Below are 24,579 nucleotides of genomic sequence, written 5' to 3' on the forward strand. Positions count from 1 at the left end.
CTTCACAACTTTCGACGACTGCGCATCCGCTTCGAACGCCTTGCGTTTATCCACGAAGCCTTCATGAAAATCGCCTGCTGCATCATCTGTTGGCGAAAACTGAAGAACTCATTTTGTTAACGCCTGTAAGGGGTTACCGGCCTTGAAAGTGAGGGAGTTTGTTGAGCAGGCTTGCGAAGGCCTGCTTGATCGGCGCGGGGTGGTGCTCACCCGCACAGGGAACCCGCTGCATAGCGGGGTCCCTGACTGATGCCAGATGCCTGAAAATGGAGCAAATGAAACAGAAAAACAGTTGGGCGGATTTGTTGGACGAGGAAGAGTGCCTGGGTTGTCGCATTATCTATTCGATCTTTTCCAACTTCCCGCCGATGCCATCGGCACGGGCTTATAACGTCGAGACCGGCGAGTTCTTTCCGTTTGACCGGATGCGCTCGCTGCCAAACGGTTACGAAATGGCTAAAGCCCTGGGCATCGCATGGACGTGCAATTGTCGCGGACGCAGGCGCGCGCAACTGCCAGCCGGTGCGGATGTGCTAGGGTCTCCCTACGGCAACAGCCCGCGCAAGCCACAGAATCTTGGCGATGCACAGTCGTTCGAATACACGTCGGACGTGATGAGCGACGACGTGTGGGAGCTAGCGGCAAGCGACCGGGGCAGCATGTATGCTTGTGACATCATATCCGCCGAATGCAGGGGATCTATCCTGCGAGAATTTCCTAGCCAATACCTGAATTCAAGCCTTAACGATATACAAGGAGACGCGCGCGTTGGCGTAAAGGCCGCGCGCAAAGCGTTGAAACTGCTCAACGACAGCCGCTTCAAGAAATAGGAGTCACTGATGAATCACCCACTGTTCGATCTGCTCGCGCGGCTTGATGAAGCCAAGATCAGCTATACCCTTGCGCGCTATCGCCCCGACACGGTTCAGGTAAGGGTTACTGTCGTCGGACAGCGCATCGAAATAGACGTATTCGCCGATGGCCGCGTCGATGTGTCCCGTTTCGTCGGTAACGAGGATATTGAAGGGGGCTCGGAGTTGATCGGCTCCATCATCGCCGCTGGATCATGATTCACAATTTGAGCCCGGAACCTCGGCGATGGCCCGCACGTGCAGTACGCCGAGGGCACACAAACCCCGCGCAAGGTGATACCTGGAATTGCGGCCCCGCCTCCAAATTACGACCAGGCAGCCAATGGACTGGACACCGCCCAAGCCCCCTACTGAGTAACGGGTGTTCGCTACAAACCCACATGCTTTCACGACTACGGCGACTGAGGGACGAGTATGACAATCGAACGTCTTGCATCGGCAAGTTTCACGATAGGTGGCGATCATGTCGTGCCGGAATGGTGGACGCGGTATTTTGGCGTGACACCGAATCGAACCAGGACAAAGGGCGAACGCTATCGGTATCCATCAGGGAAGCTCAGCACCCGGCCTGCGACGTTCGGTTATTGGGCAGTACAGAGCGAAAGTGCGGTTCGCAGCGATCAACTCGCGCCGCATCTTCGCTATCTGGTTCAACGATTGGCGCTACCTCGACAGGACTTGAAGGCGTGTATTGAACGCGCGGGCGCGAAAATGCGGTTTTTCTGCTATTGGGTCAATGAGTCCGGCGACCGTGTGCCTGACGTACCCGATGACATCCGCACGATGATGGAAGCCCTCGGCGGGACCATCGAGATTGATGAATATCGATAAAGCATCGCGCGCCTCATCACAGCAAATCGGCAAGCGAGGATCAGTGTCGAGGTTACTGATATGCCCAACCCACCCCCGAAGCGCTCGTTCGTCGTGTCATTCGATGAAGAGCAGGACAAGCTCACCGTGTGCTCATTGAATGATGCGGACCTTGCGCCGTTTCTGAACCGTGCCCTGAGAGCAGATTGGCCGCTGGCAGACGTCAATCATGAACTGACGGACGATGTTGCCCGGCGGCTAGGGGCGGCAGCGTTGACCGTGCTGTCGGTCTATCATCCGGCATTGAAGCCCATGCTGAAGGTCAAGATAGAGTCGCCCCCTACTGAGTGACAGCACGCCCAATTCATTGCGCAAGAGCGGGGGCAGTGTCGCGGGTTTCGATCTCGCGTTCTTCGCCCCGTTCGAGCGTCGAGTCGTTTACGTTGTCGCTGTCCATGATGACGCGGATCGGCGCGCGGCCATCGTTGTACACGTTGGTTTGCCTTTGCATGTTCTGCATCAGGGGTTAGCCCTTCAGCGGGCAAATTCGGAGTTATCTGATAGCGCGCGACCGGCCCGCGCGCTTACGGTGAACGTTTTCAACCAGTCCTGAAAATGGAGCAAATGAAACAGGAAAACGGTGGGGCGGATCGGTTGGACCAGAAAGAGTGTCTGGGTTGTCGCATTATCTATTCGATCTTTTCCAACTTCCCGCCGATGCCATCGGCACGGGCTTATAACGTCGAGACCGGCGAGTTCTTTCCGTTTGACCGGCTGCGCTCGCTGCCAACCGGTTACGAGATGGCCGAAGCCCTGGGCATCGCATGGACGTGCGATTGTCGCGGACGCTCACGAACCCCGCCGCAGAACCTCGGCCGTGCGCAGTCGTTCGAATACACACCGGACGCGCCCAGCGGCGATGCTGAACAAGTAGCCGGAACGACGAATGAAAAGTACGCCAGGAAAATGTTCGGCTACGATAGTTCAACATTCCGGGACATGATTCATAGATTCAAGGACGATAATGGTTTTAGTCCAAAGGACGACCTCGAATTTGAGAAAAACGGCGATGTGTATTTTAACGGCGAATATGTTGATAATTTCCATGCCTACAACAATTGAGAGATATGTATGACAAAAGAACGGCTTGCATCGGCGAGTTTTACCATAACAGGGGATTATGTCGTACCTGAATGGTGGACACAGTATTTCGGCGTAACACCAGATAAAGCCGCAATGAAGGGCGAACCGCTCCGTGACCCGACCGGACAAAACCGCGATTTGAAGCGACGAACGGGTATTTGGTCAATCAAAAGCGAAAAGGCCGTCGATAGTGACAAGCTGGAACCGCATCTTCGCTATCTGGTTCAACGCTTGGGATTGCCACGGCACGACATGAAGGTGCACATTGAAAACATCAGGGCGAAAGTTAGATTTTTCTGTTACTGGGTCAATGAAAGTGGCGACCGCGTGCCCGATGTACCCGATGATATCCGCACGATGATGGAAGCGATGGGTGGCACGGTCGAGATTGATGAATATCGGTAGAGTATCGCGCGACGAGCATCGCGCGCCTCATCACAGCAAATCGGCAAGCGAGAGCTTGCCGTTCTGATCAACCATCATGCGTTTCCCATGTGTCTGCCCATCGAGCAGGGTGAAATAGTCCTCATCGGTGAGCGGCACATGCGGCACGTTTTCCAGTGGTTCGCTCACGTCGCTAACGGTGGCACGATAACGGCGCTGTTCGACGTCAAAAAGAATACGTCACGATAAGAGCCGCGCAACGAGTGCAAACGTTGATCAGTTCAATGAGTACCGCAATCTTTCCCCCGGCTCACTGTTCATTTTGGTCGCGATGGACCAGACGAAAATTCAATTAGTCTTCGCAGACCTGGCTGCTGTTGCGACCTGGCTTTTGAGCCTGAATGACGTGCCTGTCCCGGGAAAGATGAAAACAGCAACGGAAGGTACTTCTGTCATGTCTATTTTCTTTCGTAGCGTAATCAGGAAACGCTTCCCGAAGCGGGTTCCTGGTTTGACAGTGTTCACTTGAGTTACCAGGAGAATTCGCTATACAAGAAGCCTTGGCGCGTGGATTGGCCGTGCTATTCCAGTAGCGGACCTTGTATTTATGGGCTATGACGCCACGCTCATCATGTACCGCACAGTAAAGCGCTATAACGCGTTAGTTAAACCGGAGGACAGGCTTGGCCAATGATCCACAATGGGATGCGCTCCTTGCCTTCACGCGTGAAGAGATTGGCGCGCCCTGGTGGGGCAAGGCAATCACGCTCACGCTGTCGACAAGCATCAATGACGATCTGGGCATCGACCGTGACGATGCAGTTGAGTTCATGCAGAAGTTCTTTGACCGGTTCAATGTCGCGGGCATGGAAAACTTCCCCCTTCATCGTTACTTCGGCCCCGAAGGCAATGCGCTTCTTGCCCTGCTCCTCGTTCCGATGCTTGTCGTGGCTTTCGTCAGTTTCGTGCTCAGGCTTAAGCCAGGAAACCTGTTACCCCGTAAGCCCACGTTGACTCTCGGCATGCTGCTCGATGCGATACGCGTGGGCCGATGGGATACCAAAGCCATTGAACGCGCGCGCAAGCCGCGCATTTAGCCTTTTGTCAGATTCGAAGGGAGCAACATGAAACACTGTGAGGCTACCGAGCCCCTCCTGCCGTACCCGTCAATCAGGCGCCGAGCCCGGTCATGTCGACCGCGCTTTTTGCTTTCTGGCGTCCGCGCAGCCACGGTGATCGCCACGCAGTCTCCCGAGGCGTGCATGCTATGCTTTTGAGGTCAGGATCAAAAGCCGCCGCGCGCGTGAGCGCCACACATACTTTCGAGGAGAACCCGTTATGTCGATGCGAACCCGTGTGTTGTTCCAACTGAGTGCCGCGAGCCTGCTGCTCGGCGCCGCCGTCGGCGCGCAAGCGGCGAACCTCGGTTTTCTGAACGATACGCCGATCACCTACATGAAGCAGCGCGACGTCGACTCGATCAAGCACGCGGTCGTCAGCGCGCTCGACGAGAAGAAGGACGGCGAGAGCCTCACGTGGGTCAACGAGGGCACCGGCAACAGCGTGAAGATCGACGCGAACATCACGGTGGACAGCACCTCGACCGACGGCGGGCGCACCTGCCGCAGCCTTGTCGTCGCGCTCAATGCGAAGGGGCAATCGATGAATCTGCGTCCGAACTTCTGCAAGGAAGGTGGCGCCTGGAAACTGCAGAAGCGCTGAGCATGCGCGAGATGACGGTGGCGCGGCGCCGTGCGGTCGCGGCGCGTCATGGCGCTGAGCAGGCAGGCAGCGGGGTGGCCGGGGTGCGGCGGTGAGCCCGCGCATCGTGTCGTGCGGAATCGTGCTGCTCGACCCGCACGGCCGCGTGCTGCTCGCGCATGCCACCGAAACGTCGCACTGGGACATCCCGAAAGGACACGGCGAGGAAGGCGAATCGCCCGACGTCACGGCGTTGCGCGAGATGGTCGAGGAGACCGGCATCGCGCTCGGGCCCGAACGCCTGAAAGATTTGGGCCTGTTCGTCTATCGGCGCGACAAGGACCTGCATCTGTTCGCCGCGCGCGCGAGCGCCGGCGAATTCGATCTGAGCGCCTGCATCTGCACGTCGATGTTTCCGCGCCGCTCGGACGGTACGCTGATCCCCGAAATGGATGCGTATCGCTGGGCGTCGATCGAGGAAATCCCGCGCTATGCGAGCCGCAGCCTCACGCGTCTGTTCGAGACGACGCTGTCGCTCGCGGAGCTGCATCGCTCGCTATGAGCCGCCTATGCGCGACGGATGACCCGCGCGCCCGGTCTGAACCCGGCCCTAATCGAGCGCGCGGTCGTTCGGATGCGCGAACAGCGCGCGGTTCGCGTCCGAGAGCGGGAAATTGATGTTGATGCCAAGCGGCGGAATCGGCTGGGTGAACCACTGCCTGTACAGACGTTCCGCGTCGCCCGAGGTCTGCGTGCGCGCGATGACGCGGTTCACGAGATTGCGGAACGGCTCGTCGCCTTTGCGGAACATGCACGCGTAGACTTCGTAGCCGAGCGGCGTGCCCGTCACGATGAAATCGCCGGGATGCGGATCGGCCGCCTTGAAGCCGTACAGGATCGGCTCGTCCATCACGAAAGCCGCCACGCGACCTTCCTTGAGCGCGGTGAACGCTTCCTGATGATCGCGCGCGCTCACGATGCGCATGTTCAACTGCTTGTCGGTATTGAGGCTGCGCAGCAGACGCTCGTCGGACGTGCCCGCCGTCGTCACGACCGGCTTCGCGGCCAGGTCCGCGAAATCGCTGATGCCGCTGTTCCTGCGCGCGATCATGCGTACCGCGTACTGGAAGAAGCTGTTCGAGAAGGCGGCGACGTTTTCGCGCTCGATCGTATGCGTGGTCGAGCCGCATTCGAGATCGATCTGGTTGTTCATCAGCATCGGCGTGCGGTTCGCCGAGGTCACGGTGACTTCGTGAACCCGCAGTTGCGGCATGCCGAGCGTCTTTCTGATTTCGTCGACGATCTGCAGCGCGATCGTCTGCGAGTAGCCGACCGTGTGCTTGCCGTCGAAATACGAGAACGGAATCGAGGCTTCGCGCACGCCCAGCAGGACCACGCCGTCGTCGTGGATTTTTTTCAGCGTGCCGGTGAGTTCGTCCGCGTGGGCCGGACCGCCGAATGCGAGCGCCGTGCATGCGGCCAGTGCCGCGAGCGCGCCGCGCGTGAAGCGCGGGCGGTGTGTGATTGGAACCGTCTTCCCAGGACCTGCCTCGCGGCGGGCTGCAATTTTCATCGGATCTCCCGGACCGGCACGTTCGGGCGAGCGTGCAGTGAGTGTCGATCGAACATCATGCAACCATCATGCAACCATCATGCAACGAAAAGGCGTGCATCCCCTGGACAGGGATGCACGCCGCATGCAGCCTGGCGCATCGAGCCGACGTCGACATGCTCGGGCAGGCGCGCTTAAGACCCGCTTAAGTCCGGAGCGTCCGTTATGCCTGTAATGCCGCGAACGCGACGCTCAAGCTTAACACCAGCTTACGCCGGCTTGCCCCAACTGTCGCGCAGACTGACGATACGGTTGAAGACGGGCTTACCCGGCTGCGAATCGACGCGGTCGGCGACGAAATAGCCGTGGCGCTCGAACTGGTAGCGCTGTTCCGGCAAGGCATGGCGCGCGCCCGTTTCGAGGTAGGCCTGCACGACGCGCTTCGAGTCCGGGTTCAGCGCTTCGAGGAAGTCGCGCCCGCCCGCGTCCGGTTGCGGCTCCTTGAAGAGCCGGTCGTAGATGCGCACTTCGGCCGGGCAGGCCGCTGCCGCGCTGACCCAGTGGATGTTGCCCTTGACCTTGTAGTTGTTCGCGCCTTCGGTGCCCGATTTGCTGTCCGGGAAGTAGTTGCAGTGCACCGCGACGATGTTGCCGTGCTCGTCCTTGTCCGCGCGCGTGCATTCGATCACGTAGCCGTAGCGCAGGCGCACCCTGTTGCCCGGGAACAGGCGGAAGTAGCCCTTCGGCGGCGTCTCCGTGAAGTCATCGCGCTCGATCCACAGTTCGCGCGAAATCGGAAACTCGCGCACGCCGTGTTCCGGGTGATGCGGATGCACGGGCGCGCTGCACGGCTCGGTGAGATTCTCGGGGAAGTTGTCGATGATGAGCTTGACCGGATCGAGCACGGCGACGGTGCGCGGCGCCTTCGCGTCGAGGTCGTCGCGCAGCGCGCCTTCGAACACGCTCATGTCGATCCACGAGTCGACCTTGGTCACGCCGATGCGTTCGCAGAACAGCTGGATCGACTCGGGTGTGAAGCCGCGCCGCCGCACGCCGACGATCGTCGGCATGCGCGGGTCGTCCCAGCCGTCCACGTGACCTTCGTTGACGAGTTGCAGCAGCTTGCGTTTGCTCGTGATCGCGTAGGTCAGGTTCAGGCGCGAAAACTCGATTTGCTGCGGCAGCGGACGCCTGAAGATACCGGCTTCGGCAAGTTCGTTGAGAATCCAGTCGTAGAGCGGCCGATGGTCTTCGAACTCGAGCGTGCACAGCGAATGCGTGATGTTTTCGAGCGCGTCCGAGATGCAGTGCGTGTAGTCGTACATCGGGTACACGCACCAGGCGTCGCCGGTGCGGTAGTGATGCGCGAAACGGATGCGGTAGATGACCGGGTCGCGCATGTTGAAGTTCGGCGAGCTCATGTCGATCTTCGCGCGCAGCACGTGCTCGCCTTCCTTGAACTCGCCCGCCTTCATGCGGCGGAACAGGTCGAGGTTCTCCTCGACCGGGCGCTCGCGGAACCGCGACGGCGTGCCGACTTCGGTGGCCGAACCGCGGTTCGCGCGGATTTCCTCGGCCGACTGGCTGTCGACGTAGGCGTTGCCGCGCTGGATCAGCAACTCGGCATATTCGTACAGCTTGTCGTAGTAGTCGCTCGCGTAGTACAGATGCTCCGTGCGGTCTTTTTGCCACTCGAAGCCGAGCCAGCGCACCGAGTCGACGATCGACTCGACGTACTCGACGCTTTCCTTTTCCGGATTGGTGTCGTCGAAGCGCAGATGGCACACGCCGCCGTAGCTGCGCGCGACGCCGAAATTCAGGCAGATGCTCTTCGCGTGACCGATGTGCAGATAGCCGTTCGGCTCGGGCGGGAAGCGCGTTTCGACGCGCTGGGCCCATTTGCCGCTGCGGTTGTCGTCGTCGATGATGTTGCGGATGAAATTGGAGGCCGTTGGCGCGTCGTTGCGGTCGGCGTCTTTGCGTTCGGTATTCATGCGAAAAGGTGAGAGTCCGTGGGGCCGCGCAATGCGCCCGCCAAGCCTCTGATTCTACCTGACGAGCCCGCTCGCGACAGGCCGATGCGGCGCGCGGCCCACGCTCGGGCGCGTTTGGCGCGAGGCAGGGGCGGTAAGCGGCGGCGCGGGGCGGCGAAAGCGGCGCTGTAACAGGAGGTAAATCGGGTTGGCCGGCCTGGCTAGGGCGGCTTAGGATCGTGCGGCGCGGAGGGCTTGCCGGGCCCGTGGTTCATCGTCCGCGCGCAGGCTTGGCCGGTACGGCCGGCTTGGGTGCCGGCCGCATCGGTTACCCTATCGGTTACGTTGTATCGGCCGTCCCGTATCGGCTTCTCCCATAGCCGCCGCCTTGCGCGAACCGCTGCCGTTCGTGCACCATGCTCGCCTCGTTGCCGGAGTTTTCTCGGATGCCTGTCCTGACGCACGGCGCGTCCCGCGCGCCTTTCGCCCGCGCTTTCGCGCGCGCCCGTTGTTCTTCCCGCACCCGCGGCACGCTCGCCGCGGCGTGGTTCGCCGCCTGTGCCGGCAGTCTCGTCGCACCGCTGCCCGCCGCGGCGAAAACGTCACCGCCGCCGAAGCCCGCGCTCGACGCGGCGGCGGTGGCCGTGCCCGACAGCTACAGCGCCGATGCCGCGCAGCAGATTTTCGCCGTGGGCGGCAACGCGGTCGATGCCGCCGTCGCGATCGCCTTCACACTTGCCGTGACGCGGCCCGATGCGGGCAACCTCGGCGGCGGCGGGTTCATGACGCTGTTCGTCGACGGCAAGCCGTATTTCCTCGACTATCGCGAGCGCGCGCCGCAGCAGGCGACCCGCGACATGTATCTCGACGACAAGGGCAACGTCCAGCCCGGCATGAGCACGGTCGGCTATCGCGCGGTGGCGGTGCCAGGCACCGTCGACGGCATGTGGGAAGCGCAGCGCCGTTTCGGCAAGCTCAAATGGAAGCAGGTGCTCGCGCCCGCGATCCACTACGCGACCGATGGCTTTCAGGTCGATCGGCGCTTGCAGCAGCGCCGCGATGCGGCCGCGAAAAGTTTCGCCGGCCGGACCAACTTCGACGCCTATTTCGCGAACCTGAAGGCAGGCGCGACGCTGCGTCAGCCGGAGCTTGCGCAGACGCTCTCGCGCATTGCGAGCGACGGCGGCCGCGAATTCTACGAAGGCCGCACCGTGGAGCTGATCGCGCAGCAGATGTACGGGCACGGCCTCGTCACGAAACAGGACCTGCTGCAGTACAAGGCGCTATGGCGCGAGCCGCTCGCCGCCGACTGGAACGGCTACCGCGTGATTACCGCGCCGCCGCCGGGCTCGGGCGGCATCGGGCTGATCCAGATGCTGAAGATGCGCGCCGCGCTGGCGCCCGCGTTCGACGGCCTCGCGCTGAATTCGGCGCCGTACATCCACCTGGTCGCGCAGATCGAGGACCGCGTGTTCGCCGACCGGCAGCGCTACATCGGCGACCCGGACGCCGCGCCGGTACCGGCCGCGAGATTGATCGACGACGCGTACCTCGCGCAACGCGCGAGCGAAGTCAAACCCGACGCGGTGCCGGGCGCGCCGGTCACGCCCGGCCTCGGCGACGGCGCGGCGGAGAAGGCGCAGACCACGCATTTCTCGGTGGTCGACAAATGGGGCAATGCCGTCTCGAACACCTACACGCTGAACGGCGATTTCGGCTCGGGCGTCGTCGTGGACGGCGGCGGCTTCCTGCTCAACGATGCGATGGACGACTTCGTCACCAAGCCGGCCGGCGCGGATGGCGCGGCCGCGACGTCGCGCGCCGCCGGGGCGGAGCTCGACACGATCGCGCCGGGACGCCGCCCGATTGCCTCGATGACGCCGACGCTGCTGCTGAAGGACGGCAAGATCGCGCTCGCGATCGGCACGCCCGGCGGCTCGCGCATTCTCACGACGCTCTTCCAGGTGATGACGAACCTGTACGACTTCGGCATGACGCCGGCCGACGCGCTTGCGGCCATGCGGTTTCATCACCAGTTGCTGCCGCCGAAGACGATCTATTTCGAGCCGTATCATCCGGCGCCGGACGATCTGGCGGCGCAGTTGAAAGCGCTCGGCTATACGGTCGAGCAGCAGTCGTTCGACGGCGACGTGCAGATGATCCGGGTCGACGGCACGACGCCCGAGCCCGCGAGCGATCCGCGCGGCGTCGGGGTCGCGCGGGTGATACGGTAGGCGGTTCGACCGAATGGGCTGCAACGGGCGTGGCCGTTGACGGACGCGCGGCGGCTTTGTCGTATTCGTCACGGAGTTGCCATGGACATACCAAACACGGGGCGCAGGGAAGCGCGATGAGCGGACATAAACTGAACACACTCGTGCTGCCGGGGTATCTGAATTCCGGCGCCGGTCATTGGCAAACGCGCTGGGAAGCGCTCGATCCCGCGTTCGTGCGCGTGCGAATGCCGGACTGGGCGCATCCTTCGCGCGACGCATGGTGCCGCACGCTCGACGCCGCGGTGGCCGCCGCCGACGCGCCGGTCGTGTTCGCCGCCCATAGCCTCGGCTGCCTGACGGCGGTGTTCTGGGCCACGCAGTACGCGAGCGCGGCGCAGCTCGCGAAGGTGGCGGGCGCATTGCTGGTCGCGCTGCCCGATCCCACCGGGCCGCATTTTCCGCAGGACGCGACCGGCTTTGCGCCGGTGCCGCTCGCGCGGCTGCCGTTCGCGAGCATCGTCGTCGCGAGCAGCGACGATCCGTATGGCGGCGTGCCGTTTTCGCAGGCCTGCGCGAGCGCATGGGGCAGCCGCTGGATCGACCTCGGCGCGCGCGGCCATATCAACGCGGACAGCGGCCTCGGCGATTGGGACGAAGGGCGCAGCTGGCTGGCTTCGCTGGCCCCGTCGCGCGGAGTTCGGGCTTAATGCGGGCTTAATGGCACCGATGGCTGAGCCAGAATCTGGGGCGGGACATCCGTGAGGCCGGCACGGCCCGCAGCCTTTTCCGTCAAATCACCGATTTCCCTCTCAACGCCTCGATCCGCGCCGCGTCATACCCGAGCACGTCGCGCAAGACGTGCTCGGTATGTTCGCCGAGCAGCGGCGGATGGCTCAGCGCCTCGGGCGGCGTGCCCGTCATATTGATCGGATTGCGCACGAGCTTGACCGTGCCGCCCGACGGATGCGGCAGATCGACCCGCAGGCCGCGCGCCACCACCTGCTCGTTCTCGAACACCTCGCCGAGGTCGTTGATCGGCCCGCACGGCACGCCCGCCGCTTCGAGCGCGCCGATCCATTGCTGCTTGCCTTGCAGGCGCACCATGTCCGCGAGGATCGGCACGAGTACGTCGCGGTTGCGCACACGCGCCGGATTGGTCGCGAAGCGCTCGTCGTCGGCGAGTTCCGGCTGCCCGCCCGCCTCGACGAACTTGCGGAACTGCCCGTCGTTGCCGACCGCGACGATGATCCAGCCGTCGCTCGTCTGGAAGGTCTGGTAGGGCACGATGTTCGGATGCGCATTGCCCCAGCGCAGGGGCGGCTGGCCGCTCGCGAGGTAGTTCGAGTTCATGTTGGCGAGCATCGCGACCTGCACGTCGAGCAGCGCCATGTCGATGTATTGGCCTTCGCCCGTGCGATCGCGGTGCGTGAGCGCGGTCAGCACGGCGATCGTCGAATACATGCCGGTCATGAGGTCGGCGATCGCGACGCCGGCTTTCTGCGGGCCGCCGCCCGGCTGGCCGTCGCGCTCGCCGGTAATGCTCATGAAGCCGCCGATGCCCTGCACGATGAAGTCGTAGCCGGCACGCTGCGCATACGGCCCGGTCTGCCCGAAGCCCGTGACCGAGCAGTAGACGAGGTCGGGCTTCACCGCCTTGAGCGATTCGTAGTCGAGCCCGTACTTCTTCAGCTGGCCGACCTTGTAGTTTTCGAGCACCACGTCGCTTTGCGCGGCCAGCTCGCGGACGATGCGCTGGCCCTCGGGCGAGGCGATGTCGACCGTGACCGAGCGCTTGTTGCGGTTCGCCGCGAGATAGTAGGCGGCTTCGCGCGTGTCCGCGCCTTCGGGCGTTTTCAGATAGGGCGGGCCCCAGTGGCGCGTGTCGTCGCCGACCTCGGGACGTTCGATCTTGATGACGTCGGCGCCGAAATCGGCGAGTGTCTGCGCGCACCACGGGCCGGCGAGCACGCGGGTGAGATCCAGCACGCGGATATGACTGAGAGCGCCCATATTTCTGCATGTCTCCTGATTTTTTAGCGGTGCCAAGCGAGGTTTCGTGTGCGTTTCGATGGATGGGCCATCTTAAGCGATTCCCACGCGCGGGCGCAGTCGTCCGAACGTCATAGTGCCGCTCGGACGATGGGACACGCCGCGCGGCTGTCACGCCGAGCCCGCTTCGCCCTGGCCGGATGGCCGACGGCACCGGGCGCGCTGCCGCGCACGCGCGCCGATCCCGTATAATCAGTCGTTTAAGAAACCGACAGTTGGCGCATCCCGCGATGCAGCCAGTCTCAGTCAGGAACCGTCAGGACCCGTCCCCCGCACGCTATGAAAGCCGCTGAAATCCGCGAGAAATTCCTCAAGTTCTTCGAATCGAAGGGCCACACGATCGTCCGTTCGTCGAGCCTCGTGCCCGGCAACGACCCGACACTGCTCTTCACCAATTCGGGGATGGTGCAGTTCAAAGATGTGTTCCTCGGCGCGGAGTCGCGTCCGTATTCGCGTGCCACGACCGCGCAGCGCAGCGTGCGCGCGGGCGGCAAGCACAACGACCTCGAAAACGTCGGCTATACCGCGCGCCACCACACGTTCTTCGAGATGCTCGGCAACTTCTCGTTCGGCGACTACTTCAAGCGCGACGCGATCCACTACGCGTGGGAACTGCTGACCGAAGTCTACAAGCTGCCGAAAGAGAAGCTCTGGGTCACCGTCTACCAGGAAGACGACGAAGCGCACGACATCTGGGCGAAGGAAGTGGGCGTGCCGGTCGAGCGCATCATCCGCATCGGCGACAACAAGGGCGCGCGCTACGCGTCGGACAACTTCTGGCAGATGGCGGATGTCGGCCCGTGCGGCCCGTGCTCGGAAATCTTCTACGACCACGGCCCGGACGTGTGGGGCGGCCCGCCGGGGTCGCCCGAGGAAGACGGCGACCGCTACATCGAGATCTGGAACCTCGTGTTCATGCAGTTCAGCCGCGATGCGCAGGGCAACATGACGCCGCTGCCCAAGCAATGCGTCGACACCGGCATGGGCCTCGAACGTATCGCCGCCGTGCTGCAGCACGTGCACAGCAATTACGAGATCGACCTGTTCCAGGCGCTGATTCAGGCCGCGGGCCGCGAAACCGGCGTGAGCGACCTCACGAACAACTCGCTGAAGGTGATCGCGGACCACATCCGCGCGTGCTCGTTCCTGATCGTCGACGGCGTGATTCCGGGCAACGAAGGCCGCGGCTACGTGCTGCGCCGTATCGTGCGCCGCGCGATCCGCCACGGCTACAAGCTCGGCAAAAAGGGTTCGTTCTTCCATCGCATGGTGGCGGACCTCGTCGCGCAAATGGGCGCGGCTTATCCGGAACTGAAGGACGCCGAGCAGCGCGTGACCGACGTGCTGCGCCAGGAAGAGGAGCGCTTCTTCGAGACGATCGAGCACGGCATGTCGATTCTCGAAGCCGCTCTGGCTGAACTCACGGCGAAGGGCGGCAAGACGCTCGACGGCGAACTCGCCTTCAAGCTGCACGACACCTACGGCTTCCCGCTCGACCTGACCGCGGACGTCTGCCGCGAACGCGAAGTGACGGTCGACGAACCGGCCTTCGACGAAGCGATGGCACGCCAGCGCGAGCAGGCACGCGCGGCCGGCAAGTTCAAGATGGCGCAGGGCCTCGAATACTCGGGCGCGAAGACCACGTTCCACGGCTACGAAGAAATCGTCTTCGACGACGCGAAGGTCGTGGCGCTCTACGTCGACGGCGCATCGGTGCAGCAGGTGCAGGACGGCCAGCAGGCCGTCGTCGTGCTCGATCACACGCCGTTCTACGCGGAGTCGGGCGGCCAGGTCGGCGACCAGGGTGTGCTCGCCAACGCCAGCACGCGCTTTGCCGTTGCCGATACGCTGAAGGTGCAGGCCGACGTGGTCGGCCATCACGGCACGCTCGAACAGGGCACGCTGAAGGTCGGCGACGTCGTCAAGGCGGAAATCGACGCGGTGCGCCGCGCCCGCACGGCACGCAACCACTCGGCCACGCACCTGATGCACAAGGCGCTGCGCGAAGTGCTCGGTTCGCACGTGCAGCAGAAGGGCTCGCTCGTCGACGCCGACAAGACCCGCTTCGACTTCGCGCACAACGCGCCGATGACGGACGAGCAGATTCGTCGCGTCGAGGAAATCGTCAATGCCGAAGTGCTCGCGAACGCGCCCGGCATCGTGCGTTTGATGTCGTACGACGAAGCGGTGAAGGGCGGCGCGATGGCGCTGTTCGGCGAAAAGTACGGCGACGAAGTGCGCGTGCTCGACCTCGGCTTCTCGCGTGAGCTGTGCGGCGGCACGCACGTGAGCCGCTCGGGCGACATCGGCTTCTTCAAGATCGTGATGGAAGGCGGCGTCGCGGCGGGTATCCGCCGTGTCGAAGCGATCACCGGCGACAACGCGGTGCGTTACGTGCAAGACCTCGAAGCGCGCATCAACGCGGCGGCGGCGGTGCTGAAGGCGCAGCCGGCGGAACTCACGCAGCGCATCGGCCAGGTGCAGGATCAGGTGAAGGCGCTCGAAAAGGAGCTGGGCGCGCTGAAGTCGAAGATGGCGTCGAGCCAGGGCAACGAACTCGCGGGCCAGGCGATCGAGGTGGGCGGCGTGCATGTGCTGGCGGCAACGCTCGATGGCGCGGACGTCAAGACGTTGCGCGAAACGGTCGACAAGCTCAAGGACAAGCTCAAGAGCGCGGCCATCGTGCTGGCTGCGGTGGAGGGCGGCAAGGTGAGCCTGATCGCCGGCGTGACCCCCGACGCGAGCAAGAAGGTCAAGGCCGGCGAACTGGTCAACTTCGTTGCGCAGCAAGTCGGCGGCAAGGGCGGCGGCCGTCCCGATATGGCTCAGGCCGGCGGCACCGAGCCGGCCAACCTGCCGGCGGCGCTTGCGGGCGTCAAGGCTTGGGTCGAAGCTCAGCTGTGATTGCGGCTTGACTTGTTAAGGCTTGAATCCGGACTCGTTCCGGATTGGTCTGGTTGACGAGAGAAAGGGCCACGCGGTTTGCCGCGTGGCCCTTTCGTTTTCTCCGTACGCGAGCGAGGCCATGACGAGCTTCACAGCAGACCCGCAGCAGACGACCGGCAGCACAGCCTCGGCAAACGCAAGCCCCCACCCATCACGCAGCACCCGCATCGATCGCGACCGCCGCATCTACACGCTGCGGCACATCCCCGGCTACCGCATTCTCCTGCGGCGCCACCAGCGTGCGCCGCAGCGCATTGAGCGCGGACGAAAAATGGCCGCGTCTCCAGACGAGCAGCGTTTCGATCATCCCGATGTCGGGTAGCGCGTGTACCGCGATATTGCTCGCGTCGGCCTGCAGGTCGAGCACCGAGCGCGGCGCGACCGCGACGCCGGCGCCGGCCGCCACGCACGCGACGATCGCGTGATACGAGCCGAGTTCGAGCACGCGCGCGGGCCGCACGTCGTGCTCCAGATACCACTTTTCGATATACGACCGATAGGCGCAGCCGCGCTCGAACGCGATCAGCGTCGAGAGCGCGACGTCGCGTACTTCGCGAATCGGCCGATGTCCGCGCGGCGTCAGCATCACGAGTTCTTCGCGAAAAACCGGCACGCTCTCGAACAACTCGCCGAGCGCGGCCGGATCGAGCGGCGTCGCCACGAGCGCGGCATCGACCTCGAACTCGCGCACCCGCTCGATCAGCTTGCCGGTCGTGCCCGTCTCCAGTTCCAGCTCGACGGCGGGCCACTGCTGGTGATATTGCGCGAGCAGGCCCGGCAGACGCGTCGCCGCGACGCTTTCCATCGTGCCGAGCCGCAGACGCCCGCTCGGCCGGTCCTCGCGCACCGCGTGGCGCGCTTCGTCGGCGAGCGCGAGCAGGCGCTCCGCGTAGGGCAGCAGCGTTTCGCCGGCCGGTGTCAGCACGAGGCGGCGGCCGTCGCGGATGAACAGTTCGGTGCCGAGTTGCTCTTCGAGCTGCTTGATGCGCGTCGTCACGTTCGATTGCACGCGGTTGAGCTTGGCGGCGGCGCGCGTCACGCCGTTTTCCCGCACGACGGCGCGAAAAATGGTCAGGGCGGCCAGATCCATGATTCTCTCCGGGTGATGGTTGATATCCTAATTATTCATTTTTAGAGATCGTCTGGTCAAGCTAAGATGGATTCACATAGGGATCACCTCACTGCTGTTCGACCGCCGACCATGAACGCTCTCGCCTCCCACACATCTATGCGCTTCCACGAACCCCACGCCGCCCGGCGCGCGGCGCTTGCCTGCATGGTGACGCTGGCCGTCGCGCTCGGTATCGGCCGCTTCGCCTTCACGCCACTGCTGCCGCTGATGCTGCACGGCGCCGCGCTCGGCCAGCCGCAGATCGACATCCAGCACGGCGGCTGGCTCGCCTCGTTCAACTACGCGGGCTATTTCGCCGGCGCGGTGATGTGCGCGGCGCTGCGTACCGACCCGGCGCGCATGGTGCGCGTAGGGCTCGTCGCGACGGTTGTGCTGACGCTCGCGATGGGCGTCACGAGCCAGTTCTGGGTATGGGCCGTGGTGCGCTTCGTCGCCGGGGCGGTCAGCGCGTGGACCTTCGTGTTCGCGTCGCAGTGGGGCTTGCGGCGGCTCGCCGAACTCGGCGCGCATGCGTGGAGCGGGGTGATTTATACGGGGCCGGGCGTCGGTATCGTCGGCACGGGCTTGTTCGTGAGCATCGCGGGCCGGTATGGCGCGACGGCCGGGTGGATCGGTTTCGGCGTGATCGGCGCGCTGCTGTCGGCGCTGGTGTGGCCGGTGTTCGGCGCCGCGCCGCGTGCGCAAGCCGCGCCGGAAGGCGGTCGCAAGAGCGCCGCGGACGGCGCGAAGCGGGAGCGGCCGCGCGCGGCGCAACAAGCCGCCGCGGATCGGGCGGCCCGGAGCGGCAGCGCGGCAAGGGAGGGCGCGGCGGACTATCTTGAGTCAGAGCGCGCTGCTGTCGCGGTGTTGGCCGAATCGACTCACGTTGCATCGGCCGACACCGCCGAGGAGCACGCCCACTCAATCCCGGCCCATCGAAGCGCCACCGCTCACCGTGTCGACGCCTTCTGGCTGGTCCTGCTCTACGGCATCCCCGGCTTCGGCTACATCATCACCGCGACGTTCCTGCCAGTCATAGCGCGCCACGCGCTGCCGGGTTCGTCGTGGCCTGACCTGTTCTGGCCGATGTTCGGCGTGGCGCTGATCGTCGGTGCGATGGCGGCCGCGCGTTTGCCCGTGCATTGGGACAACCGCGCGCTGCTCGCCGGCTCCTACGTGCTGCAAGCGCTCGGCATCGCGCTGGGCATCGTCTGGCCGACAGCGGGCGGCTTCTCGCTCGGCAGCATCCTGATCGGCCTGCCGTTCACCGCGATCACGCTGTTCGCGATGCGCGAGGCGCGGCGTCTGCGTGGCGACGATGCGGCCGGCCTGATGGGCTATGCGACGGCGGCTTACGGCATCGGCCAGATCGTCGGTCCGTTGGTGGCCGCGCCGATTGCCGCGCAGACGGGATCGTTTTCGCCGGCGCTGTGGCTGGCCGTGGGCGCGCTGCTGGCGGGGGCGGCGGGACTGGTCGCCGTGGCGCGCATGCCGCGTGGCCGTGGCGGTATGCCGGATTGCGGCTGCAACTAACGGCCGAGGTGTTCGACGATTTGGAGAGCCCGAAACACAAGCCCCAACCTCGTCCCCCTTCCCAGGCCGACATCCGATACCACCACACCCGGCGCCCATCCCGCATACCTTCACCAAAATCGCACGATCGCACTAAAATGACCGCTTCCCGTCATTTCCACGCGCCTGTCGCCGGGCGCGCCGCGCCACCATGCAACATTTCGCGTCCGATAACTACGCCGGCATCTGTCCCGAAGCGCTCGAGGCGCTGATCGCCGCCAACCACAGCGGCCACGAGCCGGCCTACGGCGACGATTCCTGGACGAGCCAGGTCTGCGACCGTCTGCGCGATCTGTTCCAGACCGACTGCGAGGTGTTCTTCGTCTTCAACGGCACGGCCGCCAACTCGCTCGCGCTGGCCTCGCTGTGCCAGTCGTATCACTCGGTGATCTGCCACGAACTCGCGCACATCGAGACCGACGAATGCGGCGGCCCCGAATTCTTCTCGGGCGGCTCGAAGCTGCTGACGGCGCCCGGCATCGGCGGCAAGCTCACGCCCGATGCGATCGAAGCGGTCGTCACGCGCCGCGCCGACATCCACTATCCGAAGCCGAAGGTCGTCACGCTCACGCAGTCGACCGAGGTCGGCACCGTCTACACGGTCGAGGAAGTGCGCGCGATCGCGGCGATCGCGAAGCGCCGTCATCTGAAGCTGCATATGGACGGCGCGCGCTTTGCGAACGCGGTCGCGGCGCTCGACGTGCATCCGTCGGAGATCACATGGCGCGCGGGCGTCGACGTGCTGTGCTTCGGCGGCACGAAGAACGGCCTGCCGGTCGGCGAAGCGGTGGTGTTCTTCGATCGCGCTCTCGCCGACGATTTCGCCTATCGCCTGAAGCAGGCGGGGCAGCTTGCCTCGAAGATGCGCTTCATCTCCGCGCCCTGGCTCGGCCTGCTCGACAACGACGTGTGGCTGCGCAACGCGCGTCACGCGAACGCGATGGCGCGTCTGCTGCAAACGCGGTTGCAGGAAATTCCGGGTGTGAGCATCATGTTTCCGGGCGAATCGAACGCGGTCTTCGCGCAGTTGCCGCCGCACGCCGCGAAGGCGATGCGCGCGCGCGGCTGGAGGTTCTACGAATTCATCGGCGCGGGCGGCTGCCGGCTGATGTGCGCGTGGGACACGCAGCCCGCGACGGTCGAGCGCTTTGCCGCCGAGCTGCGCGAGTTGTGCGCGGCGTAATGCAAGGCGTGAAGCGAAGCGCGCCGCCGCCATCACCTTCCGCCTTTACTCCTCGCCATCGCACGCAGCCGCCCCCGACCGCGTCCAATCGCGGCAGACAGACATACACACAAGACACGAGACACCTCACGACATGACCGAATACCGCTTTTGTCCCCGCTGCGCCAAGCCGTTGACCGAACGCGCCGACCCCGAGCACGAAGGCGGCCGCATACGCCAAAGCTGCCCCGATACCGTGTGCGGCTACGTCCACTGGAATAACCCGCTGCCGGTCGTGGCCGCGATCGTCGAGTACGAGGGCAAGATTCTGCTCGCGCGCAATGCTGCGTGGCCCGAGGGCATGTTCGCGCTGATTACCGGCTTCCTCGAAAACGGCGAGACGCCGGAACAGGGCATCGCGCGCGAAGTGCTCGAAGAGACGTCGCTGCAGACGGAGTCGGTCGAACTGATCGGCGTGTACGAGTTCATTCGCAAGAACGAGCTGATCATCGCGTATCACGTGAAGGCGCATGGGACGGTCTCGCTGTCGCCGGAACTGCTCGAATACCGGCTCGTCGAGCCGGCGAAACTGCGGCCCTGGCGTGCGGGCACCGGCCAGGCGCTCGGCGAATGGATGCGGCGGCGCGGTCTGCCGTTCGAATTCGTCGAGCGGCCGGGGCAGTGAGTCGCGTTCGCGGGCGGCGCGATGGCGGCGAGCATGGTGTTGCCCGCGTCGGCGGTACTTCATCGCGCGACGATACATAACGGGCCGACGAGGCAACGGCGGCGAAGCTCGAAGCAGGCCTAAACGACACGGCCCGCGCAGACAAGCTCGATACGGCGCACGGCATCGGCCACACCAGACGACGCACGAACCGGCACACGAACCAGCACACGAACCAGCACACGAACCAGCACACGAACCAGCACACGAACCAGCACACGAAACAGCACACGAACCAGCACACGAACCAGCACACGAACCAGCACACGAACCAGCACACGAACCAGCACACGAACCAGCACACGAACCAGCACACGAACCAGCACACGAAACAGCACACGAACCAGCACACGAAATAGCACACGAACCAGCACATGAAATAGCACACCAAACAACGCACAAAACAGCACCCGAACCAGCACCCAGTCAGCGCGGCAACGAACGATCAACCCAAGTCAATCAGCGGTCAATGAGCTCACGCTCGGGAGAAGCACGGCATGGCTTACATCTACTATCTGACGCATATTCATCTGGGCTACGAAGCATTGTCGCAACTGCCGGCCGAGTGCGCGCGCATCGGCATGACGCGGCCGCTCGTCATCAGCGACAAGGGCGTCGTCGCGGTCGGCATCGCGCAGCGCGCGCTCGACGCACTGAAGCTCGGCGACGTGCCGCTCTTCGACGACACGCCGTCGAACCCGACCGAGGCGATGGTGCTGGCCGCCGCGCGGATGTATCGCGACGCGGGCTGCGATGGCCTGATCGCGGTGGGCGGCGGTTCGTCGATCGATCTCGCCAAGGGCGTCGCGATCGCGGCCACGCATCCGGGACCGCTCACGCAGTACGCGACGATCGAAGGCGGCAGTGCGAAGATCACCGAGGCCGTCGCGCCGCTGATCGCGATTCCGACCACCGCGGGCACCGGCAGCGAAGTCGCGCGCGGCGCGATCGTGATCCTCGACGATGGCCGCAAGCTCGGCTTTCACTCGTGGCATCTGCTGCCGAAAGCGGCGCTCTGCGATCCGGGCCTGACGCTCGGCCTGCCGCCGGGGCTGACCGCGGCGACCGGCATGGACGCGATCGCGCACTGCATCGAAACGTTCCTCGCGCCGGCCTTCAATCCGCCCGCCGACGGCATCGCGCTCGACGGTCTCGAACGCGCGTGGCACAGCATCGAGCGGGCATGCGCGGACGGCAGCGACCGCGAGGCGCGTCTGAACATGATGAGCGCGTCGATGCAGGGCGCGATGGCGTTCCAGAAGGGGCTCGGCTGTGTACACTCGCTGTCGCATCCGCTGGGCGGGTTGAAGGTGAACGGCCGAACCTCGCTGCATCACGGCACGCTGAACGCGGTCGTGCTGCCCGCCGTGCTGCGCTTCAACGAACGCGCGCCGAGCGTGGTGGCCGAGCGTCGCTTCGCACGCATGCGCCGCGTGATGGGATTGTCCGAGCAGACCGATCTCGCGCAGGCGCTGTTCGACATGACGGCACGGCTCGGTCTGCCGACCGGCCTCGCGCAGATGGGCGTCGACGAGAGCATGTTCGACAAGGTCGTGCAGGGCGCGCTCGCCGATCATTGCCATCGCACGAATCCGCGCGAAGCGACGGCCGACGATTACCGCCGCATGCTGACCGAGTCGCTGTGACGAGGCGAGGCGGTGCGCGGTAGCGGCCACGGCCACGCGTCGCGCCTGACCGCCGCTGTTGTCGTCATGGTCATTGTCATCGCTTGCGTCATCGCTATCGCTATCGCCAGAAATACCCCTATCATCACGCAGCCGATCAAACCCCACGCCTCATGAACAAACCCGCTCCCGCGCCACGCTCCGCCTACCCGCACTTCCTGCCGATCACGACCCGCTGGATGGACAACGACGTCTACGGTCACGTGAACAACGTCGTCTACTACAGCTATTTCGACACCGTCGTGAACGAGTATCTGATCCGCGCGGGCGTGCTCGATTTCGAGCAGGGCGCGACGATCGGGCTCGTCGTCGAGACGCAGTGCAATTACTTCGCGCCGCTCGTGTTTCCGGATCGCATCGACGCGGGCCTGCGTGTCGCGCGGCTCGGCACGTCGAGCGTGCGCTACGAAGTCGGGCTTTTCCGGGAAGGCGAGGTCGAACCCGCCGCGCAGGGGCATTTCGTGCACGTCTACGTGGATCGCGTCACGCGCCGTCCCGTGAACCTGCCCGCCGAACTGCGCGCAGCGCTCGAACCGCTTGCCGTCGCCGCGCAGGCGGGCTGAGGCGAGCCGGGACAGATCGGGACGGATTCAGCGCGTGCAGTCGTTCATCGTCAATCTCCTCAACGGCCTCAGCTACGGGCTGCTGCTGTTCATGCTGTCCGCCGGGCTCACGCTGATTTTCAGCATGCTCGGCGTGCTCAATTTCGCGCATGCGAGCTTCTACATGCTCGGCGCGTACGTCGGCTTTTCGGTGGCCGCGCGCGCCGGGTTCTGGAGCGCGCTCGTGATCGCGCCGCTCGTCGTCGGTCTGCTCGGCGCGGCGTTCGAGCATTGGCTGTTGCGGCGCGTGCGCGCGCACGGTCATCTGCCCGAGTTGCTGCTCACGTTCGGTGCGGCGTATCTGCTCGGCGAACTGGTCAAGCTCGGCTGGGGGCTCGGTCCGCTGTCCGCGCCGGTGCCGGCCGTGCTCGACGGCCCGCTGTTCTCGCTGTACGGCGCGAGCTTCGCGCGCTATCGCGCGTTCATGATGGCGGTGTCGCTGGCGATGCTCGCGGCGCTCGTCGCGGTGCTGCGCGTGTCGCGCACGGGCCTCGTCGTGCGCGCCGCGCTAACGCATCCGCAAGCGGTCGAAGCGCTCGGCCATAACGTGCCCGCCGTGTTCACCGGGGTATTCGCGGCCGGTACGGCACTCGCCGCGCTGGCCGGCGTGATCGGCGCGCCGCTCTTCGTCATCGAGCCGGCGATGGCGGAATCGCTCGGCTCGATCGTGTTCGTCGTGGTCGTGATCGGCGGGCTCGGTTCGTTGAGCGGGGCGCTCGTGGCGTCGCTGCTGGTCGGCTGCGTGCAGACGCTCGCGGTGGCGAGCGACGTGTCGCTGGGAGAGGTGCTGTCGGTCGCCGGCGTGGCGTTGCCGCCCGACTGGGACGCGCTGACGCTCGCGCAACTCGCGCCGCTGATTCCGTATCTGCTGCTCGTCGCGGTGCTGGCGCTGAGGCCGCGAGGGCTGTTCGGACGGCGGGGGGATCATGCGTAAGCGGGATGCGGGGGCGGAGGCGAGGGGTGCCGCAGCACGCCCTGAACGCCCGGAGCACCCGGAGCACCCGGAGCACCCGGAGCACCCGGAGCACCCGGAGCACCCGGAGCACCCGGAGTGCCCGGAGTGCCCGGAGCACCCGGAGCACCCGGAGCGCCCTGGGACTGCACCGCAAACCGCTGGGCGTGGGCCGTCCGCGCGTTCGTTCGCACCTTGGCTCGCGCTCGCCGTCTTTCTCGCGTTGCCGCCGTTCGTCGGGTCGCAAAGCTGGCTGCTCGCGTACCTCGCGCAGACCGCGACGATGATCGTGTTCGCGCTCTCCTACAACCTGCTGCTCGGCGAGACCGGGCTGCTGTCGTTCGGGCATGCCGCCTATGCGGGGCTCGGCGCGCTGATCGCCGCGCGCATGTTCAACGCGACCGGCATGCCGCTCGTGCTGCTGCCGCTCGTCGGCGGCATGGGCGGCGCGTTGTGCGGCCTGCTGTTCGGCCTGATCGCGACGCGCCGCTCCGGCACCGCGTTCGCGATGATTACGCTCGGCCTCGGCGAACTCGTGGTCGCGGCCGCGTGGACGCTGCCGGGCTGGTTCGGCGGCGAGGCCGGCATCGCGATCGATCGCGCGAGCGGCCCGCGCTTTTTTGGCCTGAGCTTCGGTCCGGCGCGCGAGGCCTATGCGCTGATCGCGCTGTGGTGTCTCGCCGCGAGCGCGGCGATGTTCGCGCTGTCGCGCACGCCGTTCATGCGCCTCGCGAACGCGGTGCGCGACAACCCGGCGCGCGCGGCCGCGATCGGCTGCTATCCGGCGCGTATCCGCTATGGCGTGGTGGTGCTGTCGGCGTTTTTCGCGGGCATGGCGGGGACGATGGGGCTCGTCAATATCGAACTCGTGTCGACGGAAAGCGTCGGCATGATGCGCTCGGGCGCGGTGCTGATCGCGACGGTGATCGGCGGGACGGCTGCGTTTTTCGGGCCGGTTGCCGGCGCTCTCGTGTTGACGTTTTTCAGCGTGATCGTCGCGAGCGTTACGCGCGCGTGGCTGTTCTATCTGGGTCTCTTCTTCGTGGCCGTCGTGCTCGCCGCGCCCGACGGGCTCGCGGGTTTCTGCGCGCGGCACGCGGCGCGCATCGTGGCGCAAGGCTGGCG

Annotated in this window: 26 protein-coding genes and 1 pseudogene; 20 read left to right on the forward strand and 7 right to left on the reverse strand. The window is 64.9% G+C overall.

Features of this window, described 5'->3' with window-relative positions; translation table 11 throughout:
- The 5 genes and pseudogenes from G3N58_RS29345 to G3N58_RS29365 all read left to right on the forward strand — a co-directional run.
- Positions 1-120 (forward strand): annotated as a pseudogene (locus G3N58_RS29345) (IS5/IS1182 family transposase); the annotation flags it as partial.
- Positions 121-275: 155 nt separating this feature from the next.
- On the forward strand, positions 276-830 hold the full coding sequence (locus G3N58_RS34650; protein ID WP_205990592.1) for a hypothetical protein: 555 nt from the start codon (positions 276-278) through the stop codon (positions 828-830).
- Between the two features lie 9 nt (positions 831-839).
- Positions 840-1,070, forward strand: coding sequence for a hypothetical protein (locus G3N58_RS29355; protein WP_205990593.1), 231 nt, complete (start codon positions 840-842; stop codon positions 1,068-1,070).
- Positions 1,071-1,286: 216 nt separating this feature from the next.
- A complete protein-coding gene (locus G3N58_RS29360; protein ID WP_205990594.1) occupies positions 1,287-1,703 on the forward strand; it encodes a DUF4279 domain-containing protein in 417 nt (138 codons plus the stop codon).
- A gap of 60 nt (positions 1,704-1,763) precedes the next feature.
- Positions 1,764-2,033: a hypothetical protein gene (locus G3N58_RS29365; RefSeq protein WP_205990595.1), complete on the forward strand. Its 270-nt coding sequence runs from the start codon at positions 1,764-1,766 to the stop codon at positions 2,031-2,033.
- A gap of 13 nt (positions 2,034-2,046) precedes the next feature.
- Here the strand turns inward: G3N58_RS29365 and G3N58_RS29370 are convergent, their stop codons facing one another.
- Entirely contained in the window at positions 2,047-2,193 is a 147-nt protein-coding gene (locus G3N58_RS29370; RefSeq protein ID WP_205990596.1) for a hypothetical protein, read from the reverse strand.
- Between the two features lie 104 nt (positions 2,194-2,297).
- On the opposite strand from G3N58_RS29370, the gene G3N58_RS29375 reads away from it, so the two are divergent.
- Positions 2,298-2,804: a hypothetical protein gene (locus tag G3N58_RS29375; protein WP_240158996.1), complete on the forward strand. Its 507-nt coding sequence runs from the start codon at positions 2,298-2,300 to the stop codon at positions 2,802-2,804.
- Positions 2,805-2,813: 9 nt separating this feature from the next.
- A complete protein-coding gene (locus G3N58_RS29380) occupies positions 2,814-3,230 on the forward strand; it encodes a DUF4279 domain-containing protein (RefSeq protein ID WP_167043136.1) in 417 nt (138 codons plus the stop codon).
- A 30-nt stretch (positions 3,231-3,260) separates the two neighbouring features.
- Here G3N58_RS29380 and G3N58_RS29385 read toward each other — a convergent pair whose 3' ends face one another.
- On the reverse strand, positions 3,261-3,398 hold the full coding sequence (locus tag G3N58_RS29385; protein ID WP_167283564.1) for a hypothetical protein: 138 nt from the start codon (positions 3,396-3,398) through the stop codon (positions 3,261-3,263).
- A 494-nt stretch (positions 3,399-3,892) separates the two neighbouring features.
- On the opposite strand from G3N58_RS29385, the gene G3N58_RS29390 reads away from it, so the two are divergent.
- The 3 genes from G3N58_RS29390 to G3N58_RS29400 all read left to right on the forward strand — a co-directional run bounded on the left by G3N58_RS29390 (position 3,893) and on the right by G3N58_RS29400 (position 5,472).
- Positions 3,893-4,306: a DUF1493 family protein gene (locus G3N58_RS29390; protein WP_206000941.1), complete on the forward strand. Its 414-nt coding sequence runs from the start codon at positions 3,893-3,895 to the stop codon at positions 4,304-4,306.
- Positions 4,307-4,547: 241 nt separating this feature from the next.
- The gene (locus G3N58_RS29395) at positions 4,548-4,931 is read left to right on the forward strand and encodes an RT0821/Lpp0805 family surface protein (RefSeq protein ID WP_167043140.1); all 384 of its coding nucleotides are present in this window, start codon (positions 4,548-4,550) and stop codon (positions 4,929-4,931) included.
- 91 nt (positions 4,932-5,022) lie between these two features.
- Positions 5,023-5,472 carry an NUDIX hydrolase gene (locus tag G3N58_RS29400; RefSeq protein WP_167043142.1) on the forward strand — a complete coding sequence of 150 codons (450 nt, stop codon included), beginning with the start codon at positions 5,023-5,025 and terminating at the stop codon, positions 5,470-5,472.
- A 48-nt stretch (positions 5,473-5,520) separates the two neighbouring features.
- Here the strand turns inward: G3N58_RS29400 and G3N58_RS29405 are convergent, their stop codons facing one another.
- Both G3N58_RS29405 and G3N58_RS29410 read right to left on the reverse strand, forming a co-directional pair.
- A complete protein-coding gene (locus G3N58_RS29405; protein WP_167043144.1) occupies positions 5,521-6,483 on the reverse strand; it encodes a transporter substrate-binding domain-containing protein in 963 nt (320 codons plus the stop codon).
- 248 nt (positions 6,484-6,731) lie between these two features.
- Positions 6,732-8,456 (reverse strand): glutamine--tRNA ligase/YqeY domain fusion protein, encoded by a 1,725-nt coding sequence (locus G3N58_RS29410; RefSeq protein ID WP_206000942.1) that lies wholly within the window; start codon positions 8,454-8,456, stop codon positions 6,732-6,734.
- Positions 8,457-8,881: 425 nt separating this feature from the next.
- Between G3N58_RS29410 and ggt the strand changes: the two genes are divergently transcribed.
- Positions 8,882-10,669 (forward strand): gamma-glutamyltransferase, encoded by a 1,788-nt coding sequence (gene ggt / locus G3N58_RS29415; protein WP_206000943.1) that lies wholly within the window; start codon positions 8,882-8,884, stop codon positions 10,667-10,669.
- Positions 10,670-10,785: 116 nt separating this feature from the next.
- Positions 10,786-11,358: an alpha/beta hydrolase gene (locus G3N58_RS29420; protein ID WP_167043150.1), complete on the forward strand. Its 573-nt coding sequence runs from the start codon at positions 10,786-10,788 to the stop codon at positions 11,356-11,358.
- Positions 11,359-11,440: 82 nt separating this feature from the next.
- On the opposite strand, the gene G3N58_RS29425 is transcribed toward G3N58_RS29420, so the two are convergent.
- Positions 11,441-12,661, reverse strand: coding sequence for a CaiB/BaiF CoA-transferase family protein (locus G3N58_RS29425; RefSeq protein WP_167043152.1), 1,221 nt, complete (start codon positions 12,659-12,661; stop codon positions 11,441-11,443).
- A 318-nt stretch (positions 12,662-12,979) separates the two neighbouring features.
- Between G3N58_RS29425 and alaS the strand changes: the two genes are divergently transcribed.
- Positions 12,980-15,604, forward strand: a complete 2,625-nt coding sequence (gene alaS, locus G3N58_RS29430) for an alanine--tRNA ligase (protein ID WP_206000944.1) — start codon at positions 12,980-12,982, stop codon at positions 15,602-15,604.
- A 193-nt stretch (positions 15,605-15,797) separates the two neighbouring features.
- On the opposite strand, the gene G3N58_RS29435 is transcribed toward alaS, so the two are convergent.
- Complete coding sequence (locus G3N58_RS29435) at positions 15,798-16,736, reverse strand: LysR family transcriptional regulator (protein ID WP_206000945.1); 939 nt, start codon at positions 16,734-16,736, stop codon at positions 15,798-15,800.
- A 111-nt stretch (positions 16,737-16,847) separates the two neighbouring features.
- On the opposite strand from G3N58_RS29435, the gene G3N58_RS29440 reads away from it, so the two are divergent.
- The 3 genes from G3N58_RS29440 to G3N58_RS29450 all read left to right on the forward strand — a co-directional run bounded on the left by G3N58_RS29440 (position 16,848) and on the right by G3N58_RS29450 (position 20,176).
- Positions 16,848-18,290 (forward strand): YbfB/YjiJ family MFS transporter, encoded by a 1,443-nt coding sequence (locus G3N58_RS29440; RefSeq protein WP_206000946.1) that lies wholly within the window; start codon positions 16,848-16,850, stop codon positions 18,288-18,290.
- Positions 18,291-18,480: 190 nt separating this feature from the next.
- Complete coding sequence (locus G3N58_RS29445; protein ID WP_167043160.1) at positions 18,481-19,512, forward strand: low specificity L-threonine aldolase; 1,032 nt, start codon at positions 18,481-18,483, stop codon at positions 19,510-19,512.
- Positions 19,513-19,645: 133 nt separating this feature from the next.
- Positions 19,646-20,176, forward strand: a complete 531-nt coding sequence (locus G3N58_RS29450) for an NUDIX domain-containing protein (protein WP_167043162.1) — start codon at positions 19,646-19,648, stop codon at positions 20,174-20,176.
- A gap of 119 nt (positions 20,177-20,295) precedes the next feature.
- Here the strand turns inward: G3N58_RS29450 and G3N58_RS29455 are convergent, their stop codons facing one another.
- Positions 20,296-20,589 (reverse strand): hypothetical protein, encoded by a 294-nt coding sequence (locus G3N58_RS29455; protein ID WP_206000947.1) that lies wholly within the window; start codon positions 20,587-20,589, stop codon positions 20,296-20,298.
- Between the two features lie 123 nt (positions 20,590-20,712).
- On the opposite strand from G3N58_RS29455, the gene G3N58_RS29460 reads away from it, so the two are divergent.
- From G3N58_RS29460 to G3N58_RS29480, 4 genes are all read left to right on the forward strand, one after another.
- The gene (locus G3N58_RS29460) at positions 20,713-21,861 is read left to right on the forward strand and encodes an iron-containing alcohol dehydrogenase (protein WP_167043164.1); all 1,149 of its coding nucleotides are present in this window, start codon (positions 20,713-20,715) and stop codon (positions 21,859-21,861) included.
- Positions 21,862-22,013: 152 nt separating this feature from the next.
- Entirely contained in the window at positions 22,014-22,463 is a 450-nt protein-coding gene (locus G3N58_RS29465; protein WP_167043166.1) for a thioesterase family protein, read from the forward strand.
- 34 nt (positions 22,464-22,497) lie between these two features.
- Complete coding sequence (locus G3N58_RS29470) at positions 22,498-23,436, forward strand: branched-chain amino acid ABC transporter permease (RefSeq protein WP_206000948.1); 939 nt, start codon at positions 22,498-22,500, stop codon at positions 23,434-23,436.
- Positions 23,429-24,579 (forward strand): branched-chain amino acid ABC transporter permease (locus G3N58_RS29480; protein WP_241017278.1); only part of this gene is annotated, 1,151 nt, incomplete at its 3' end. The genes G3N58_RS29470 and G3N58_RS29480, both read left to right, overlap by 8 nt.

It is taken from the genome of Paraburkholderia sp. Ac-20342 (assembly GCF_017104985.1).
Taxonomy (GTDB): Bacteria; Pseudomonadota; Gammaproteobacteria; order Burkholderiales; family Burkholderiaceae; genus Paraburkholderia.